Raw genomic sequence first — 17668 nt, forward strand, 5'->3', positions numbered from 1 at the left:
CAGGCGCTGAAGATCATACTATTTTAGATTTTAGATTTTAGATTGGGGAATGGCTTATAAGATAAGGGTTGGGAGCTTGGCTAGAGTTGCATTGTTTTTGGGAAATGGTATAAAAATACTTCGGAAAGTTTGTGATTGCCAACGATAGAATAAGGGTTTCAAGGCGATTCTGCAAGTTCGCTACCAACGGCAAATCGTGGGTTTAAGACTACGAACTAAAAACAGTCCGGACTATTGTTATAAAATCCCGCAGTATTTAAACAATTTCTATTTAACCAACCACGAAGACGCGTTCGGCGCAGCCGTTCCCGTAGGGTAGAGCGCGAAGAAAGATGGAGAAGAAGATAGCTAATGTCAGCGGTTCGCAATTCTGGTGAGGCAGATGCGGATGCTCCAAAACGCGCGGGCTAGTGCTAAAATTTCCATCGGGCGTGCCGAACAGACGATCGTACATTTGATGAAAAAAATTAAAGTAATGCTGAAAAACCGCTACTTGACTGCTGCGAGTTCGATCGCCCTTCTCACAATTATTGCCGGATGCGCCGCTACTGGATCGCCCCAACTTGCATCTCCCTCTCCTGTAGCTGAATCTTCCCCGCCGCCTGTTAAACCAAGTCAGCCTCAGCCCTTAATAGTCTCTGTTAACAATCCCGAAACCCCCACAAATACCAAAATCCAGCAATATCTCAACGGGTTGACAGCACAAGGTTATGCCAAAGAAGACCAAGGGATATGGATGCAATCTAGCAATACTTTGCTAGCCAATCATCAAGGTACAGTTCCTCTGTCAGCCGCTTCTATTACCAAAGTAGCAACATCTCTTGTAGCGCTGCAACAATTCGGGCCGGAACATCAATTTATTACCTTAATTGGTACAACAGGAAAAATTGAAAACGGCGTATTAAAAGGCGATTTAATTGTTCAGGGAAGCGCCGATCCGTTGTTTGTTTGGGAAGAGGCGATCGCCCTCGGTAACGCCTTAAATCAAAAAGGCATCAAGCGAGTCACTGGCAGTTTGATAATTGTCGATAAGTTTTACATGAATTTTGAACTTGAGCCCCTCAAGTCGGGAGAATTGCTCAAACAAGGATTGAACAGTCAAATCTGGCCCAGCGAAGCCGCCGCCCAGTATCAAACACTACCTCCAAATACGCCGAAACCCCAAATAGCAATTGAGGGGACTGTCAAAGTTTTGCCAGCACCTCCCAACGGCGTGCAGCCTTTAGTCAAACATTATTCTTTGCCCCTCGCCGAACTGATCAAAAAAATGAATCAGTACAGCAACAATCTCATGGCAGATATGCTAGCTGATACTGTCGGCGGTGCCAAAACAGTCGCGAAAAAAGCGGCAGCAGCAACCGGAGTTCCTCCTGCTGAAATTCAACTCGTCAACGGTTCGGGATTGAGCGAAGAAAATCTCATTTCTCCCCGGGCTGCTTGCGCGTTGTTTATCGCTTTAGAACGCTATCTTGAACCTTACAGCATGACAGTTGCTGATGTCTTAACTGTAGTTGGGAAAGATAAAGGAATACTGTCAGAACGGCCGCTTCCCAAATTAGCAGTAGTCAAATCTGGCACGTTGGATAATGTTAGCGCTTTGGGCGGAGCGCTGCCAACTCAAAAACAAGAAACAGTGTGGTTTGTGATTATGAATCGCGGGGCAAATGTCGAGACATTTCGCACTCAGCAAGAGGTTTTGCTGAAAAGCTTTTTGAATGAGTGGGGAAGTGTTCAAGTTTCGCCGCCCGAATTAACCTCAAATCCTGCTAGAAGTAGTAAGGTATCTCGCAGCGAAATTGTCAATTGATTTGAGGCTTACGCATGGGGGCCCAGAAACCGGGTTTTTTTACAAAAATACTTCGTGGCAACCCGTAAATTCGGCAAAAAACCCGCTTTCTTTAGTTTGTAGGGTGCGTCAGCACAGAAGTTTTAAATTTTCAGCTAAAATAATGCAAGCTGTCGCACCCTAGGAGTACAAACCAATTTAATTAGGTGTTTTTGCCCTAGCGACTACTATGCCGATCGCACTTTCGACTCTCCTAATATATCTCTGCAAGTCGTAAGCAACCCTCACCTCCCCAGCCGGCGAAGCGTGAATTAAACCAATATTGCCGTCAGCATTGCGGTAGACTAAACCTGTGTGCGTGACATCCAATCCTTTAACATCTGTGGCTACCGCTACAATATCCCCTGGTTTTAACTGAGAATAAACACTTTTTATCTGATTTGTCGGGATGTAATTAACAGTAGTTTTCGCTAAGTCTGCTTCTTGGCTGACTATGCACTGATAAGTCGTTTCGTCTTTGACCATTTGTGGGTAAATGCTGCGGTGCTGGCTCATGAAATTTAGTGTTTTATTCATGGGCACTCCGCCTAATTCAGCGGTGATATTTTCCACTGTTTGCCGTTTTTGATTTTCGTTAATCCATTCGGAAAAATAGTGCAATCTGCTGCAATAACCGTTGATTTTACCGTTTAAATACCGCTGTTCTTCTATGCGATTGACAAAATTTTGATAGTCGTAATCTTGTACTGCTACGCCCCTGGCGATCGCCAAAACGGTTTCTACAAACAAAACGCAATCAAATTTATTCAAAGTTATAATCAACTTTTCTTCCCCGGATGTGTCCAGCAAACCCTCGGCGTAGGGCAATCCTTGGAAATTATCGGCGATCGCCTGGACGATTTCTCCCATAGAGCGATCGTGCAAATTTTGTTGTTTTGCATACTGTACAACCTGTTCAAAACGTGCTATGTCTTCGGGTTGTGCAGCGGTTTCTATCTCCGTATTATTTGACTCTGGTCGTCTCACCAGTACCTCCAGCAATTCGGAATAGGAAATTTTCGCTAAATTGTTGAAGTCCCAAAACATACTCGGAAAACTGGAAACAGTTTGCTTGTTTGTTACTTCCAGATTTTCGCTTTCTCCCGTCAAGGAAAACGCTACATCCGCGCCCTGTCCTGCTGTTTGTTGCTCCACAACATATCCTGTAGTAGATTGAGACTGAAATGCCCAAACATCAGGTATCAAATAATTATTCACGCCGACGATCGCAAATCCCAAAACAGCCAGACTCCAAAAATTTCTCATGTTTTTCAAAGGATTTTGCTTCAACTCAGTGCTATCCTGAAAATTTTACAATTACTAGAAGTCTCAAGCAGCCTAGTAGACAGATAAAATTGGCAACAGCGGGCTAGATCGATACACTTGTCATTTAGATGCCGCCCTATTATAAACTGATCGTGCGAGTTTGATAGCACAAAACTGTAATGCAAGTAGAACGCCGACGCCGCCCCATCGGGCCCCAACGCCCAATCGAGTCCCGACGCCAAAGCAGCGAGCGTCCAGTCCAGTCCCGACGCCAAAGCACCGAGCGCCGAGTCCCATCTCGTCGCCCAATCCAGACCCGACGCCCCATAGACCTCTTGCAAAAGTCGCTCTCAATTCTTGAAATTATCTGGGTTAATCTGCGTTCATCTGCCTGGTATCTGCGGTTGACCGATCGAGCAAAGATTCATGCAACAGGTCTAATCCAATCCCGACCCCAAAGCAGCCAGCGCCCAGTCGGACGCCGACGCCAAAGCAGCGAAGGCCCAGTGCCATCTCGTCGTCGAGTGAGGACGAAATTTTCTCGGCTAAAATACCGTAACATTTTGTGTTTAATCGCCGGGGCGATCGCGTTCTTTTGGCTCGTCACAATGCCCTTCAGAACTCGCCGTCCCCCAGAACCGCCAGTCATCTTGGCTCAACAGGCCGTCTCGCCTCAAGAAACACTCTCGCCTCCGACAATTGAACCATCGGAAAATTTAGCCGCTCGTCAAAGCGAGCCTACCTTCAGCTACAACATCAAAACACCTCCCAATCCAGTTTACTCTCAAGAATTGCAAGAGATTGTTGATGAATCTGTGAAGATTGCAACCAGCAAAGGACTACCCGCCGAACCCCTATCAATTACCTTATTTGATGTCAGCAATTCCAAAACTCACACCTTTGCCGGATATCAAAATCAAACTCTCCGATTTCCCGCTAGCGTTGCCAAGTTATTTTGGATGGCAGCTTTTTACTCAGCCATCGAAAAAGGCATCATTACGCAAAGAGAATCTGCCTTTAAAGACGACCTAGAACAAATGATTCGCGTCTCCAACAACGATGCAGCAAGCAGGATTTTAGACAAAATCACAGATACAAAATCCGGCTACAGGCTCGCAGGAGAAGAATTGCAAACCTGGCTGAAAAAGCGTACTCAAATTAACACATTTTTCCAGTCAGCAGGCTACAATGATATTCGTATAAGCACCAAAAATTATCCCATATACTATTTGAGGCAAGAAGGTCCAATCGGTCGCGACTTGCAATTGCGGGGCGATGCTTCCCAGCCGATTCGCAATCAAGTAACTACCGACCAAGCCGCCAGATTGATATATGAAATATATACTAGACAAGCGGTTTCTAGCGTCGCCAGCCGCAAAATGGCTTACTTGTTGACGAGAGATTTAGACCCCAAAGCCTGGAAAAATGACCCTAGCAACTCAATACAAGGATTTCTCGGCGAATCTTTACCAACTAATATTTATTTTGGTTCCAAAGTGGGCTATACTTCCAAATCCCGCAGCGAAGCGGCATTTGTCAGAACTTTAGACGATCGCGCGATTTATATCTTAGTCGTTTTCGCAGACGATCCCGCTTATGCCAAGGACGAAACAGCATTTCCGGCAATTTCCCGATACGTTTTCGATCGGCTAAATGCTCGCGGGCCCAGCAATTAAGCTGTTGCACATCTAGATTGTCTGTTATGTTCTAGGGGGAGAAGGTTCTAGGGGTGGACAATAGGGAATTCAAATATACAATTTAAATGTACAACAGCTTATCGAGTAGGGCCGATGGAGTCTGTTCGTATTAGGACTCATCTGATGTCAAATCCGGTTCGATCCGAAGGATACCCCAGTGCAAGCCGGACGATCGAACTTCCGTCCTCTCTCCCCTGCAAAGCCCAGAGGCAAAACAATTATGAGATAATCGAGTGCACCGGACACAATTTAACTGGGGCGAAAGGATTCGAACCTCTGAATGGCTGGACCAAAACCAGCTGCCTTACCACTTGGCGACGCCCCAACGTCTTAACCTTCACTATCTTAACATTCAAACACAGCAATCTGTCAAGCATTTTGACAATAAAATTTAAAAAATGTTTTTGAAGCCGATCGCCAGCAGGTTTATTCTTCGATCTTAGGGGGGCGAGCTACCGGGATTTCAATCCAGAACTCCGCTCCCTGTCCAGGTTCCGAGATACACTTCAAGCTGCCTCCGTGTTTTTCCACCACAATCTGGTAGCTGATAGACAAGCCGAGCCCCGTACCCTTGCCCACAGGTTTAGTGGTAAAGAAAGGGTCAAACAAGTGGCATTTAGCTTTTTCAACCAATCCCGGCCCGCTGTCTTGAATCCGAATCACCACAACTTGACCGATCGACTTTCCTGACTCACCAGCCTCCGAGTCTCGATCCACCAACGCCGTCGAGATTTTGATCGTCTTGGGTGCGGGCTGATTTTCCAAAGAGTCGATCGCATTCCCCAAAATATTCATAAATACTTGGTTGAGCTGTCCGGGATAGCACTCTACCTTCGGGAAGTCGCCGTAGTCTTTAATTACCTCAATTCCCGGTATTAGCCCGTTTGACTTCAAGCGGCTCTGCAAAATCAGCAGCGTGCTGTCAATCCCTTCGTGAATGTCCACCGGCTTCATCTCGGCTTCGTTAAGGCGCGCGAAGTTCCGCAGAGACAGGACAATTTTGCTGATGCGTTTGGTTCCCATCTCTATTGAAGACAGAATTTTCAGCAAATCCGGAACTATGAAATCAACATCGATTTCTTCGTTTTTGTGGAGAATTTCGTGGCAAGGCTCGGGGTAGTGCTTTTGATACAAGTGCAGCAAATCCAGCAGATTTTTTATGTACTGCTTGCAATAAGTCAAGTTGCCGTAAATAAAATTAACCGGATTGTTAATTTCGTGGGCGACGCCGGCGACCATTTGACCGAGAGAGGACATTTTTTCGTTTTGGATGAGCTGAGCTTCTTTCTGCTGCAGAGTTTGCAAAGTTTCCGTCAGTTGGCGGGCTTGAGTTTGAGCGGCTAAGGCTGCCGCCCGGGTTTGGGCGTAAAGTTCGGCTTGGTCGATCGCGATCGCCAGTTGATCCACCACCGCTTGCAGCAATTCCACTTCGCTCGTCGCCCAGGAACGGCTGCTGCTGTAATGGTTGCAAACTACAGCACCCATTTGACCGGAGCGAGTCTTGAGCGGCAGCAGCAGGTTAGAAACAATCCCGAGACTGGTCAAAAAAACTCGCGTGGGCGGTTCTATGCAGAGTGCTGTTGCCGCGTCGCCGATCCGGAGCGTTTGGCGGTGGCTAATTTTCTCGGCCAGCAGCGTTACTTGTTCGATCGGGTATTCTGTGAGCCGCTCTTTGAGTTCGGGATTTGCCGCCTCGTGGGTGATCGCAAAGCTTGGCTCCCCGTCTCGCGAGATTGAGTACCACAAAAAGTAGCACTGGTCAACCTGCAACAAGCTGCGAATTTCGTTGACAGCCGTATCTAAAATTTTGTCGAGGTCGAGGGAATTCCGCATCTGGCTGGCGAGGCCCAACAGCAAGCCTTCCCGCCTGCTCAACAATTCTTCTCGGGCGGTGACGCGATCGATCGCCACGGCGATGGCGTTAGCCACGCAGCCCAGAACTTCTAGCGCTCCATCGCTTGCCAAAGCGCTACTGCACAGAACCATCACTCCCACCAGCCGCTCTTCGACAATCAGCGGATAGGCAATGGCGCAGAGAGACGGGTTCGACAGTAAGCACACAGGAGCCGTTTGGAGTTTTCCCGGTTCTGCTTGCACCCAATCTTCTCTTTCCCCTGCCCACTCTTCGCTGCTGAGTCCTGAATTGGCCTGCAATTCTAACCGCTCTGTCTGCGGGTTGAACGTCCAGATGCTCGCCGCTGTGGCGTCGAGGTACTCTACCATTGCCTCGGTGCAGCGGTTGAGGATAGCCGATAGTTTCCCGCCTTGTCCGAGGGCTGCACCTACTTTAGCTTGCAGGGCTCCCAAGCGCGATGGATCTTGTAGCGAGGCTGCCCTTAGTTGGCCCTGGGAGGTGTCCCGGGATCGGGCAACGATTTCTCGGATTTTTTTGGTATCAGGATAGCGCCCGATGCCTGCTGAAGTTTCCCACAAATATTGAGATTTGCCGGTTCCCCCGAGCGTCGGGAGCTTTTTTGTTCGGTATATTCTGGTGCCGCTCTGTGGCGTCTGTACGGCACAGAAGCTGGATCGGTTCGAGCCACGAACTAACTGCGAGATTTGCTGACTCTCAGAGGTGATATCTTCTACTTCTGGCAACTGTTTCTGGGCTTTGACTAATTGCCAGCGCAGCTCCACCAAACTCGCAACTTGCCGACTCAAAGCTTCTATTGCTTCTATGGTTTCTTTTGTCAAGTCTCTCGGTACGGAGTCCATGACGGATAGCACTCCCAGCGTCTGCCCATCTGAGGTTACGACTGGGATTCCGGCGTAAAATTTCACGAAGGGGTAGGAAAAGGTCAGCGGATGCTCGGCAAATCCCACGTCTGTGGAAGCGTCTCGGACAATGGCGGCGGGCGGTTCCTTAAAGGAATTTGTAGGGGGTTCGATCGCAGATTCGGGAGCAACTGGCGGTTTTTGCAGGGGAATTGTCCGGTCAAATTCCGAGTTTGAGTTTGAGCCGACGGCGAACTCTTCGGGAGTGCGGTCGAGCGCGCTCGCGCAAAAATTCAGGTAACTATCGGCCAAAGTTCGATCGAGACCTAACTGCGACTTCAACCAGTGGCGGTTACCGTCAATCAAGCTCAAGAAAGCAATAGGAGTTCGGCTGATATGAGCTGCCAAACCGACCAAATTGTCCAAGCAAACCTCTGGATCAGAGCCAAGAAGCTGATACAAGTCGATGTTATGGAGCTTGAACACTTTTTTTACCAAGAGGCAAGGGTGCTTTTATCATTTGTAACTGCCCGTCTAGTTGGTGGCAACCGCCCTTCTCAATACTTCCCTTGAAAAACAAGCTATGAATTTTGTGCTGGGAGAATGTGGGCGCAAGTCCCGCGCAGGCTGCTTGCGCCGAACTCAGACTAACCTGTTGACTGACAGGGAAACTTTTAAGTTATGGGAGTTAGAGCGCCCCAGATCTAAGACTGTATCAATTATACTTCCAGTTAACTCTGCTTTTGAATACCTCCGGCTCTCTAAATCTAAGAGCCTCTGTTGGGAGGAAGCAGCTTTCCAAAATATATGGCGATTGCTTATCTAGAATTTTTTAATCAGTTTAATTGTATTTTAACAGACTTGTCTAATCGTAGGTAGCTGGCTTGCTGGTAGATTTAAATCATGGGCTTATGCCACAATACCAGTGTCCTTTACCGAGCTGTGCCGCAGCCTGCAGTTCAACTACACTTAAGAGATGAACTACAAAAGATTGCTAATATGTTAAAATTTGTAACAATAGTTGGTCAAACTCGACCGTCTAGGGTTTATGGGCTGGGATGCACATTTGGCAACTGTTGTAATCCCCGATCGACCACTCTCCCAATCCCTTTTTTCGAGTTTTAGGTAAAAAAAAAGGGGTAAGGTTTCTACTAACGCTCCAACGGGGTTGGCAATTATTACCCAGAGGCAACTCTCAAAAAATGACGGGGGGAATTATGTTTTGTATTTTCAAGAACTATAAATAAACAGGGAGAAAAATATGTGTGCAAGTAATAGTCAAGTACCAACTATTTTGGCAGTTGATGATAGCGTCGTGATGCAAGGACTTGTTAAACAGGCTTTAAGCAAAGAGTTTCGAGTTCTCGTAACCGACAATGCAGTGGATGCTTTGTCAACGATTTATCACGAACAAATTTCGGTTTTGTTGCTCGATGTTTCGATGCCTGGGATTGACGGATTGGAACTCTGCCGCACAGTGCGCAGCTTGCCTCAGTTTCAGAATTTGCCGATCGTAATGCTGACAGCGCGAGATGGAGCCTTTGATAAGGTACAGGGGCGTTTGGCGGGAGCAACCGAGTATTTAACTAAGCCGTTTGATGCTGATAAATTGCGCGAGGTAATTGGTAAGTTTATCAAAATCAAATAATCAGACTTAGAAAAAAAAGTTCAGTTTTGAGTAATTAATGAACTAAAAAGTTGCGATCGTCCTTTAGAACCCCGACTTCTTTAACCAGTCGGGGGGCGGGGTATTCTGCACTATTTGGGGAGTCAGTCCTAAATTTTTAATTTGGCCAGGAGTAGAGGAGCGATCGCGCTGACAGGTAGAATATATTGAGCCGCACAGAGGGCGATCGCTTCTTTCGGCATTCCGAAAACAACGCAACTAGCTTCATCTTGAGCAATTGTCAAGCCGCCGAGTTGGGCGATCGCCAACATTCCCTCAGCACCATCTCTACCCATTCCTGTCAGCAAAACTCCCGCCGCCGCCCGACCGTAAACTTTAGCAACTGACTTAAATGTTACCGTTATTGAGGGGCAGTGTCCCGCGACGTGTTCAGATTGAGAATAAATAAATCGCCCTTGAGAATCCAATTCTAAATGACGTTTTTCTGGCGGAAAGTAAACAATACCAGCTTGCGGTAATTCCCCCAAACCCGCTATTTTTACCGGCAGTTTAGATTCACAACCCAGCCAATCAACTAATCCTTTCAAAAAACCTTCACTGATGTGCTGAACGCAAATTACAGGCACTGGAAAATTAGCCGGAAGCTTAGAAATAATCGCGTACAGTGCTTGAGGCCCCCCTGTCGAAGCCCCTATAGCCAAGACTTTAATAGTTGGAGATTTAACATTTTCGTTGGAAAATTTGTAATTAGAAACTGGTACTTGGTTAATTTTTACAATTTTGTTATTATCTTCTTTTTGCACCATTCTTTGATGCCGTGTAAATACTTTAACTCCTGAGAGTATTTTAATTTTAGCTATTAATTGATTGGCCATGCGAGCGTAATCTGATACCGAGCCGCCAATCGGTTTCGGAAAAACATCCAACGCACCAGCATTTAACACTTGAAATACATTTTGAGTATCATCCGCTTGCACTGAAGCACTAATTACTAAAATTGGTAGCGGATATTTCTTCATTACTTCTTTCGTGAATTCTAACCCATTCATTGGTGCCATGTTCAAATCAGTACAGATTACTTCTGGGTGAAGTTTAGGTATTAATTCCAGTGCTTTTAATCCGTTGGAAGCGGTTCCTACAACTTGGATTTCGGGCGAGGAATCAAAAATTCGTTTGAGGACGATCGTAACTACTGGAGAATCTTCAACTAACAATAATTTAATGGGCGATAACATCAGTTTGTTGGTAAATTGGGAATGGGAAATTGGGACTCGATACACTGGGAATTGTGCACTGGAGACTGGGCTTTGGGCATTGCTAATGGGTAGTCAATAACAAATGGCTAATAACTAATGACTAATGACTAATGACTAATGACTAATGGCTAAACTAACCTTTTTAGTGTCTCTACTAGCACATCTTGATTGAACGTACCTTTAGGAATATAAGCATTTGCCCCGGCATCAGCCCCTCTTTTTCTATCTTCATCCGACGCCAAAGATGTCACTAAAATTATCGGCAACTCACTGTATTCTTTTTGCTCTCGAATCTTAACAGTCAGCGCCAAACCGTCTAAATTTGGCATTTGCACGTCAGAAATCACTGCATCAAAGTAGCGAGTTTTTAATTTATGGAAAGCATCTAATCCGTCTACCGCTGTCACAACCTCGTAACCCGCGCCTTCCAGGATGCGCTTTTCTTGAGTGCGGGTAGCGATCGAGTCTTCTGCTAAAAGTATAACTTGTTTTCGGCTGACCGTCTCAATGGGCGATCGCGCTGCAGAAACCCCACGCGACGAAACTTGCTGGCGTACAGATTTTATCAAATCGTGGGGATTGAGTACCATACAAACTTCCCCCGTCCCGAGAATCGTTGCACCTAAAACATTTCGCACCCGTTTCAGCAATTGACTTTGGGGTTTAATCACCACATCCTGTGCCTCAATCAAAGCATCTATAAATAATCCCAATCTTTCCTCCCCAACTTTCAGAACAATACAAGACATTTTCGGAGAATTTGAATTCAGGCATTCTCCCTCTACTTTTCTGTTGAAATCTCTCCAGCTTTCCTGTGTCCACTCCCGATTTTTCGGCAGCCATTCTCTCTTGTTTAATTCTAGTAAATCTGCCAAATAAGCAACTGATAGGGGCTGACCATCTGCAAGTATAGTTGCCTTACCTTCCACGGTAAAAACATCAGAACAAGCAACCATCTTTGCCGTTTCCACAAAATCAATGGGCAGCGCGTAAGCAAGATTTTCAACCGCAACAATTAATACATTGGCAGTAGCTATAGACGTGCTGAGTAGGAGCCGTAAGATGCATCCTTTTCCTGAGACAGATTCAACTTGAATGCTGCCTTTTAGTGCTTCAACATTCGTCCTAACTACATCTAAACCCACTCCCCGACCCGAGATTTCAGTAACAAATGTTCTGGTGGAAAAACCAGGAGAAAAAATCAGGGAGTGAATTTGGCTTTCTGTCATGATAGCGAGTGCTTCCGGCGTGCAGATGTTGCGTTTGAGAGCAGTTTGTTTAATGCGATCGAGATTCAGCCCCTGGCCATCATCAGCAACTTCAATGATAATATTACTAGCAGTATGGTAGCCTTTAATTCGGAGAGTTCCGGCGGGAGGTTTGCCGAGCTTTTCGCGTTCAGCGGCAGTCTCGATGCCGTGGTCGATAGCATTCCGAATCATGTGCATCAAAGGGTCTTTCATTTCTTCTAAAATGCGTTTATCAACTAGAATTTCTCCACCTTCGATGACTAATTCAACTTCTTTTCCTTCCCGCTTCGCCAAGTCTCTAACCGAGCGGGGAAATAGATTAAAAATAGTAGACAAAGGCAGCAGTCTGAGAGTGCGAATTCCTGAGCCTAATTCCTCAGCAATTAATTCGAGTCTGGCAGTATCTTCATCAACTCGATTGTTCAAGTGATTTACTAGAGTTCCCAGACGTTCTAAATGTTCTTCAGTCCGCTGGCAATAACTATGTAACTGCATGACGACCGCGTTTTGTTGAAACTTAGTTTCCTCAGCTTCTATCTGATTAAGAGCCAACCGATTTTTCAAAGCTTCTCGGCTCCAATCTTCCCACAAAGTGGTCAGCTTTTCGAGAGCAGCAAGTCGGTGTGCTAGCCGAGTTTTGGTAACAGTAAGTTCCCCTGCTTGAGTCATTAAATCGTCTAAATTTTGGGTAGCAACGCGAATTGTTTCGATGCGGTAAGACGAACTAAAAGAATCGTTAACAGTGGGTTGAGAAGCCGATGCAGCAGGCCGAGAAGTGGCAGGCAAGTTTTGAGCTTGCCGCAGCAATTCTTGCTCGGATGGTAGCGTCAACAAAGAGGAATTATTATATAAATCAGTGGCGAAAGAAGTTTCACTGTTTGTTTCTGGTGGCGGCGTTTTCGAATGAGTAAATTGCGTTTTTACTAATTCTTGTTCCGGTACTTGTGAAGATGCTCGCTCTGCTGTCGGGGCGACTAACTGGGGCTTGTTAGAAGCACCCATCATGCTAGCGAGCACGTAAAATGTATTGATGCCAGAATCTTGGCCTGTGACGGCTTCGTCAACGAGTTTGCGCATGGCGTCTAAACCTTGCGAAAGTCGATCGCTAATATCTAGATTTAGTTGAGTTTCTCCCCGCTTGACACCTCCCAAAATATGCTCTATTTGATGAGCTAAAGATGCTACATCTTTTACTCCCAGCATTCCAGCATCGCCTTTAAGAGAATGGGTTTCCCGCAGCAATTCTTCTAACTTAGCTGAGTCACCCGGGTATTGTTCCAAGTACAGAAATCCATCGTCTAGTTTCTGCAAGTGTTCTTGACTAGCGATTTTAAATACATCTCGGAGTTCTTCATCTTCAATCATATATATCTTTCGGTAAAGGGTAATCGATAACTGGTCATCGGTAATCGGTAATCGCTAATTCTTCCTTCTATCCATTAAATCTGTTACATCCATTAAATCCCATACACCCCTCGTTGCCGAACTTCCTTATTACACTATACACTTGAGATTTAATGCAGCTTGGTTAAGTTTTTGAGTGGCGATTTGGACTTGAGTAATGCCGCTGACTGTTTGAAATGTGGCTTGGTTGAGAGAATTCATGGCATCACCTACTTGCTAAATAGCGATCGCCTGCTCTTGAATATTAAAATAAATTTGTTGGTTGCTAGCAAACACCAGATTGCAAGTTTCCCTAACACCCGTAAAAGCTTCTGCCGTATCTCGTGCTGTTCTCACCCCTGCTGCGGCTGTTGTGTGTCCCTCTTCTGTTGCTTTCACAGTCGAGTCGATCGCAAGTTTAATCTCTGGAATAATACCATTAATCTTTTGCGCCCTTCTTGGCTTTCATCTGGTAATTTGGGGATTTCGCTTGCTATTACCGCCAAACTTTTGCCGTACTCACCGGCTCTGACTGCTTCGACGGCGGCGTTGAGAGCCAGGATATTCCTCTGGCTGGCTAAATCGCTAACAAAATTTGCTAAAGTCGAGATATTGCCAACTGACTTGTACTGTCATCAAGTAAGTAATTTTGCTGAGCAATTGCCACCACAGCTTCTCTCAAACCCAGCAGTTGATTGAGAGTTTGCTCAACCATTTGAGTGCCTTCTTCCGCGATATTTAAAGCTTGGCGAGCTGCGGCGGCAATAGCCTCAGCTTGCTCGGCTGTTTGGTGAGAAGATATGCCCAAAGTTTCTCAAAGGCTGTATGAAAAGTGGCAAACAATACCAACTTAGGCTAATCGCCTGACCATAAGCCGAATCATAGAGCCGATCATCCTTGCTCAACCGTCGATACCAATTTAGCCAACCAAAAGTTTTTTAACCACCCATCTTTTTTTCAGTAAAATAAAGCTTTGGGTCTGTTGCGGTCGTAAAACCACCTGAATCATCCATCCCAAGCTATCACATCACCGATGTGAGAAACTGATCGCCGCTTTCACCTCGATCGACCCCGATCAAATATAGCCGTGAAACCCTTTGTCCCATATGGTAGACCGAAAGAGAGAACCTGTTTGCTCGCTTCACGTTCAGGAACACTTGCTGCTGTGACCAGCACGCTCAGCACTAAGCCGAAGGTATCAACGGCAGTGTGGCGTTTTCGGCTCTTGGTGGATGAAGGCTTTGTCAAACCCAGCCCCCTGATGAACCATCTTGCTCGGACACCTGTGAGTTTTGCACCCCGATAGAATAGTTTTAAATCCGAGACTCTACTACCCTATTTTGAACGTGCATGGGTCCGTGTTAACCCCAACAAAATGCCCATTTCATCCAAAAATATGAGGCGGTTCGGCTCGATGTTTTTCACCTAATCCCAATAAGTAACACCTCAAAATTAGGACTGGTTCGCTCGGCAGGCTGACTACTGCGTATTGTTTTTTTTTTTCGTCAAATTTTGTTTTTTGAGTTCGCGACACATCATACTAGGGCTGACAGACTGCTTGTGGGTAGATAGCCAATATTCACAATATTCTGACAAGGTGCTATGAGGATATTTTTCCACCATCTGGATCAATTCAGTTGTGCGCGAGTGTAACATACTTTTAAGGCTTCCACCTTGTTTTTTGGGTTGAACATGACCAGTCGCTTGTTTTTGTTTCAATAGTTTCTGGACAAAAGCTTTACTCACATCAAATCGGGCAGCTATTTTCCGAATGGATGTATCACCTTGTTGATATGCTTTAACTATTTTTTCACGGAACTCGATAGGATAAGGTTTCATTTTTTGGGGCTGAGCTACTGAATTTATTGTATCACATTTACGTGGAATATGTTGTAAATTTCTGCTGTTTAGAGCTTCATAGTTAAGTGAAAGTAACCCCTATGAGCTTGAGTTTGCAGTTGGGAATCTGGAATAGCTTTGATATTTTTGCCGTCAGAACCTAGGCGCACTCGCTCGTTACCTTTCTCATCTATGTAACGCAACTGCATTCTGGCTGGACTTCGATCATTGATGAAAATATGATTTGCATTCGCTCGACCCAAATTTAATAAGTTAAATTAGTCTCTCCGTTTACTTTATTCCCCTCTCTAGCTCTAATCATTTCTTGAACAGAGGGAGATTGGCGGAAAAACAAAATATCGTCACTCATATTTTCCAAACTGTTAACAATTCGCCATCTGCAGGAAGTGACACTTTCACCAAGGTGACTCAAGGCTAAGGTTTGCAGTGCTGCTGCAAAAGATGAAATTCTCTACCAGCCTACAAGAGATACTGGAATCAAGGTACTTAAATTTAGGAGCAGCAGTAGTCGGTGTTTAATTTTTTTGAAAAATGTATCGCTCCTTAAAAATTTGTAATGGGTAATGGATAATGGGTAATGGGTAATGGGTAATTGGGAATTGGTAATTAATCTTGCTTATTCTACACTGCTGATGTGAGATTTGAGGCTGCTTGATTTAGGTTTTCGGTGCCGAGTTTTACTTGAGAAATCCCGATGGCAGTTTCCTGAGCTACTAGGTTGAGGTAGTTGACGGTTTCAACTATATCCTGAATCGCGATCGCCAAAACAATCGCTTGAATTATTCAAGAGTAATTTTTAAGTGTTAAAATCATAACTGAGGACTCATACCATTTTAGATTGTAGATTAAAAAATTGAATAATTCGGAATGACTAATGAGTATTGGGGTTGGGAGCTAGCCTACAGTTGCATTATTTTTTGAAACTATCATAACTGATAACTATTCTAAACAACTGCTTTTAAATCTAAAGCAGCTTCATTCAATTTTTGAGTGCCGACTTTAGTTTGAGCGATACCGCAAGCCGTTTGTGCCGCTCCTTGGTTGAGAGAGTTCATCGCTTCCACCACCTGTTCGATCGCGAGCGCTTGCTGTTTGGCATTCAGCGAAACTTGCTGAGAACTCAAAACCACGTTGTTAATTGCATTAGCCACTCCGGCAAATGCCGCAGTGGTTTCTGATGCAATCTTGACCCCAGCTTCCACAGTTTTAGTACCTTCATCTGTCACCATTACCGTTGAATTAATCGCTTTCTGAATATCAGCAACTAACAGATTAATTTGCGTGGCAGATTTTTTACTGCGATCGGCAAGTTTCCGAATTTCTGATGCCACAACGCCGAACCCTTTGCCGTTTTCGCCCGCCCGTACTGCTTCCACCGCAGCATTTAGCGCTAACATATTAGTTTGATTTGCCAAATCGCTAACTAAAGTTGAGATATTGCCAATGCGATCGGCTTGCTCGCTCAACTGCATAATTTGCCCTTGCATATCCTGCACTTTAGTTTTCAGTGTTGCCATTGCTTTTAAAGTTTCTTCGACAGATTTTGTACCTATGCCAGCTAAACTTAAAGCTTGCATTGCTTGAGATGCGGCAGTTTCTATCTGCTGTGAAGTCGCTCTAGAAGATGCGCCCAATTCGTCCATCGTCGTAGTAGTTTGATTGACTGAAGCTGCTTGGTGGCTTGCCATGCGTTCCTGTTCTTCAACTGTTGCTGCAATCTCAGTGGAAGAACTGGCGATCGAACTAATTGCGCGATCGATAGTTCCAACAATTCCTGATGAAATCAGCCAAGCTAGACCCGTACCAAACAGCACTAAAAGCACCGAACCAACCACCAGCGTCGATACCAAAAAGTTTAAAGCTTCCTTAGTCATTTGCGTTTTTTCCTTAATCAAATTTAATTCTTTTTCCCGAAATTCCCGGTTCACTTTCAAAAAGTCATTCACAAAATTTGTGTACTTGCCTGTATTAAATACAGCGGTGGCTTTCGCTGTCTGATTTTGCTCCAATAAGCGAACAATGTCTTCGTTAGAACCCTCATAATATTGGTTTACTAGCTCTCGCATCCTGTGCAAACGCATTCTCTGTTCCCGATCTTTAACGGTCGGCTCTACATTATTCGCCGACTGCCGAGCCAACTCTGCACCTGCGTAAAAATCAGTTAAAAACTCCTGATTTTTATTATTAATTAAATAGCCGCGCAGCCCCCGTACCATTTGCTCAGCACCTAGGGATATATTAGTTGTTTCTCCGACTACCTGCTGTACCCTTTCCGTTTCTTGGAAAGTTTTGAATACCTGATTTGTAGTAGCAATAACTACTACGGGAAACCCTAAGTATATAGCTGCTGGCGCTAGATATCCGAGCAGCACCTTGTTTCTAATTTTTAAATTGTTTATTTTAGCAAACATCTTTTTTTCCTGAATTTAAGATAGCATTTCCCTTAGTAATGTTGGTACACTGCGATAGTCGTTGGGAGTCCTGCGTTGGAAAAAAAAATTAATCGGCGAGTTCTAGGATCGAGGCCGTGCAGTGACATTAGAAAATAGTATCATAGCAAATTCTGTTCTATTACCCTCTTTTCTTTAGCTTTGGGCTGCGTGGACATCGTTTGTGCAGGCGCGACCCTGATTCGCCGCGGGTAAAATCATGTCCGTCTAAATACTTGTCGGCAGCGCCGCGGTTGCAACAGCAGAGAAAAACAGTCTCAGATAATACCAATTTCATAAAATAGTGCTACAGTTAGTAGAAATGCATTTTGCAATTTAGTAGCCAAAGAGAGGTCAAAA

At 45.1% G+C, this 17668-nt stretch carries 14 protein-coding genes, 1 tRNA gene and 1 pseudogene; 3 read left to right on the plus strand and 13 right to left on the minus strand.

Features of this window, described 5'->3' with window-relative positions; all coding sequences use genetic code 11:
* The first annotated feature begins 388 nt into the window (after positions 1-388).
* Positions 389-1807, plus strand: coding sequence for a D-alanyl-D-alanine carboxypeptidase (locus tag QUA78_RS14635; protein WP_333300007.1), 1419 nt, complete (start codon positions 389-391; stop codon positions 1805-1807).
* A gap of 177 nt (positions 1808-1984) precedes the next feature.
* Here QUA78_RS14635 and QUA78_RS14640 read toward each other — a convergent pair whose 3' ends face one another.
* On the minus strand, positions 1985-3091 hold the full coding sequence (locus QUA78_RS14640) for an N-acetylmuramoyl-L-alanine amidase-like domain-containing protein (RefSeq protein ID WP_333300008.1): 1107 nt from the start codon (positions 3089-3091) through the stop codon (positions 1985-1987).
* A gap of 179 nt (positions 3092-3270) precedes the next feature.
* On the opposite strand from QUA78_RS14640, the gene QUA78_RS14645 reads away from it, so the two are divergent.
* On the plus strand, positions 3271-4767 hold the full coding sequence (locus tag QUA78_RS14645) for a serine hydrolase (protein ID WP_333300009.1): 1497 nt from the start codon (positions 3271-3273) through the stop codon (positions 4765-4767).
* Positions 4768-5041: 274 nt separating this feature from the next.
* Here QUA78_RS14645 and QUA78_RS14650 read toward each other — a convergent pair.
* Together QUA78_RS14650 and QUA78_RS14655 are read right to left on the minus strand one after the other, a co-directional pair.
* A tRNA-Gln gene (locus QUA78_RS14650) sits at positions 5042-5113 on the minus strand.
* Between the two features lie 101 nt (positions 5114-5214).
* On the minus strand, positions 5215-7929 hold the full coding sequence (locus tag QUA78_RS14655; protein WP_333398879.1) for a GAF domain-containing protein: 2715 nt from the start codon (positions 7927-7929) through the stop codon (positions 5215-5217).
* Between the two features lie 835 nt (positions 7930-8764).
* Between QUA78_RS14655 and QUA78_RS14660 the strand changes: the two genes are divergently transcribed.
* Entirely contained in the window at positions 8765-9151 is a 387-nt protein-coding gene (locus QUA78_RS14660; RefSeq protein WP_172184656.1) for a response regulator, read from the plus strand.
* Between the two features lie 128 nt (positions 9152-9279).
* On the opposite strand, the gene cheB is transcribed toward QUA78_RS14660, so the two are convergent.
* The 10 genes and pseudogenes from cheB to QUA78_RS14705 form a co-directional block, all read right to left on the minus strand.
* Positions 9280-10365: a chemotaxis-specific protein-glutamate methyltransferase CheB gene (gene cheB / locus QUA78_RS14665; protein WP_333300011.1), complete on the minus strand. Its 1086-nt coding sequence runs from the start codon at positions 10363-10365 to the stop codon at positions 9280-9282.
* A gap of 149 nt (positions 10366-10514) precedes the next feature.
* Positions 10515-13001: a hybrid sensor histidine kinase/response regulator gene (locus tag QUA78_RS14670; protein ID WP_333300012.1), complete on the minus strand. Its 2487-nt coding sequence runs from the start codon at positions 12999-13001 to the stop codon at positions 10515-10517.
* A 255-nt stretch (positions 13002-13256) separates the two neighbouring features.
* Complete coding sequence (locus tag QUA78_RS14675) at positions 13257-13418, minus strand: hypothetical protein (protein WP_333300013.1); 162 nt, start codon at positions 13416-13418, stop codon at positions 13257-13259.
* Positions 13415-13630, minus strand: a complete 216-nt coding sequence (locus QUA78_RS32865; protein ID WP_445302327.1) for a methyl-accepting chemotaxis protein — start codon at positions 13628-13630, stop codon at positions 13415-13417. The genes QUA78_RS14675 and QUA78_RS32865 overlap by 4 nt, the downstream gene beginning before the upstream one ends.
* The gene (locus QUA78_RS14680; RefSeq protein WP_333300014.1) at positions 13618-13827 is read right to left on the minus strand and encodes a hypothetical protein; all 210 of its coding nucleotides are present in this window, start codon (positions 13825-13827) and stop codon (positions 13618-13620) included. Before QUA78_RS14680 ends, QUA78_RS32865 begins: the two co-directional genes overlap by 13 nt.
* Positions 13790-14289: pseudogene (locus QUA78_RS14685) on the minus strand (transposase); the annotation flags it as partial. The gene QUA78_RS14680 and the pseudogene QUA78_RS14685, both read right to left, overlap by 38 nt.
* Positions 14290-14498: 209 nt before the next feature.
* On the minus strand, positions 14499-14858 hold the full coding sequence (locus QUA78_RS14690; protein ID WP_333300015.1) for a helix-turn-helix domain-containing protein: 360 nt from the start codon (positions 14856-14858) through the stop codon (positions 14499-14501).
* Positions 14859-14926: 68 nt separating this feature from the next.
* Positions 14927-15067, minus strand: coding sequence for a hypothetical protein (locus QUA78_RS14695; protein ID WP_333300016.1), 141 nt, complete (start codon positions 15065-15067; stop codon positions 14927-14929).
* Positions 15068-15500: 433 nt separating this feature from the next.
* A complete protein-coding gene (locus tag QUA78_RS14700) occupies positions 15501-15644 on the minus strand; it encodes a hypothetical protein (RefSeq protein ID WP_333300017.1) in 144 nt (47 codons plus the stop codon).
* A gap of 179 nt (positions 15645-15823) precedes the next feature.
* Positions 15824-17290 carry a methyl-accepting chemotaxis protein gene (locus tag QUA78_RS14705; RefSeq protein ID WP_333300018.1) on the minus strand — a complete coding sequence of 489 codons (1467 nt, stop codon included), beginning with the start codon at positions 17288-17290 and terminating at the stop codon, positions 15824-15826.
* Positions 17291-17668: the final 378 nt, after the last annotated feature.

This window comes from Microcoleus sp. K4-B3 (assembly GCF_036704615.1).
Lineage (GTDB): Bacteria > Cyanobacteriota > Cyanobacteriia > Cyanobacteriales > Microcoleaceae > Microcoleus.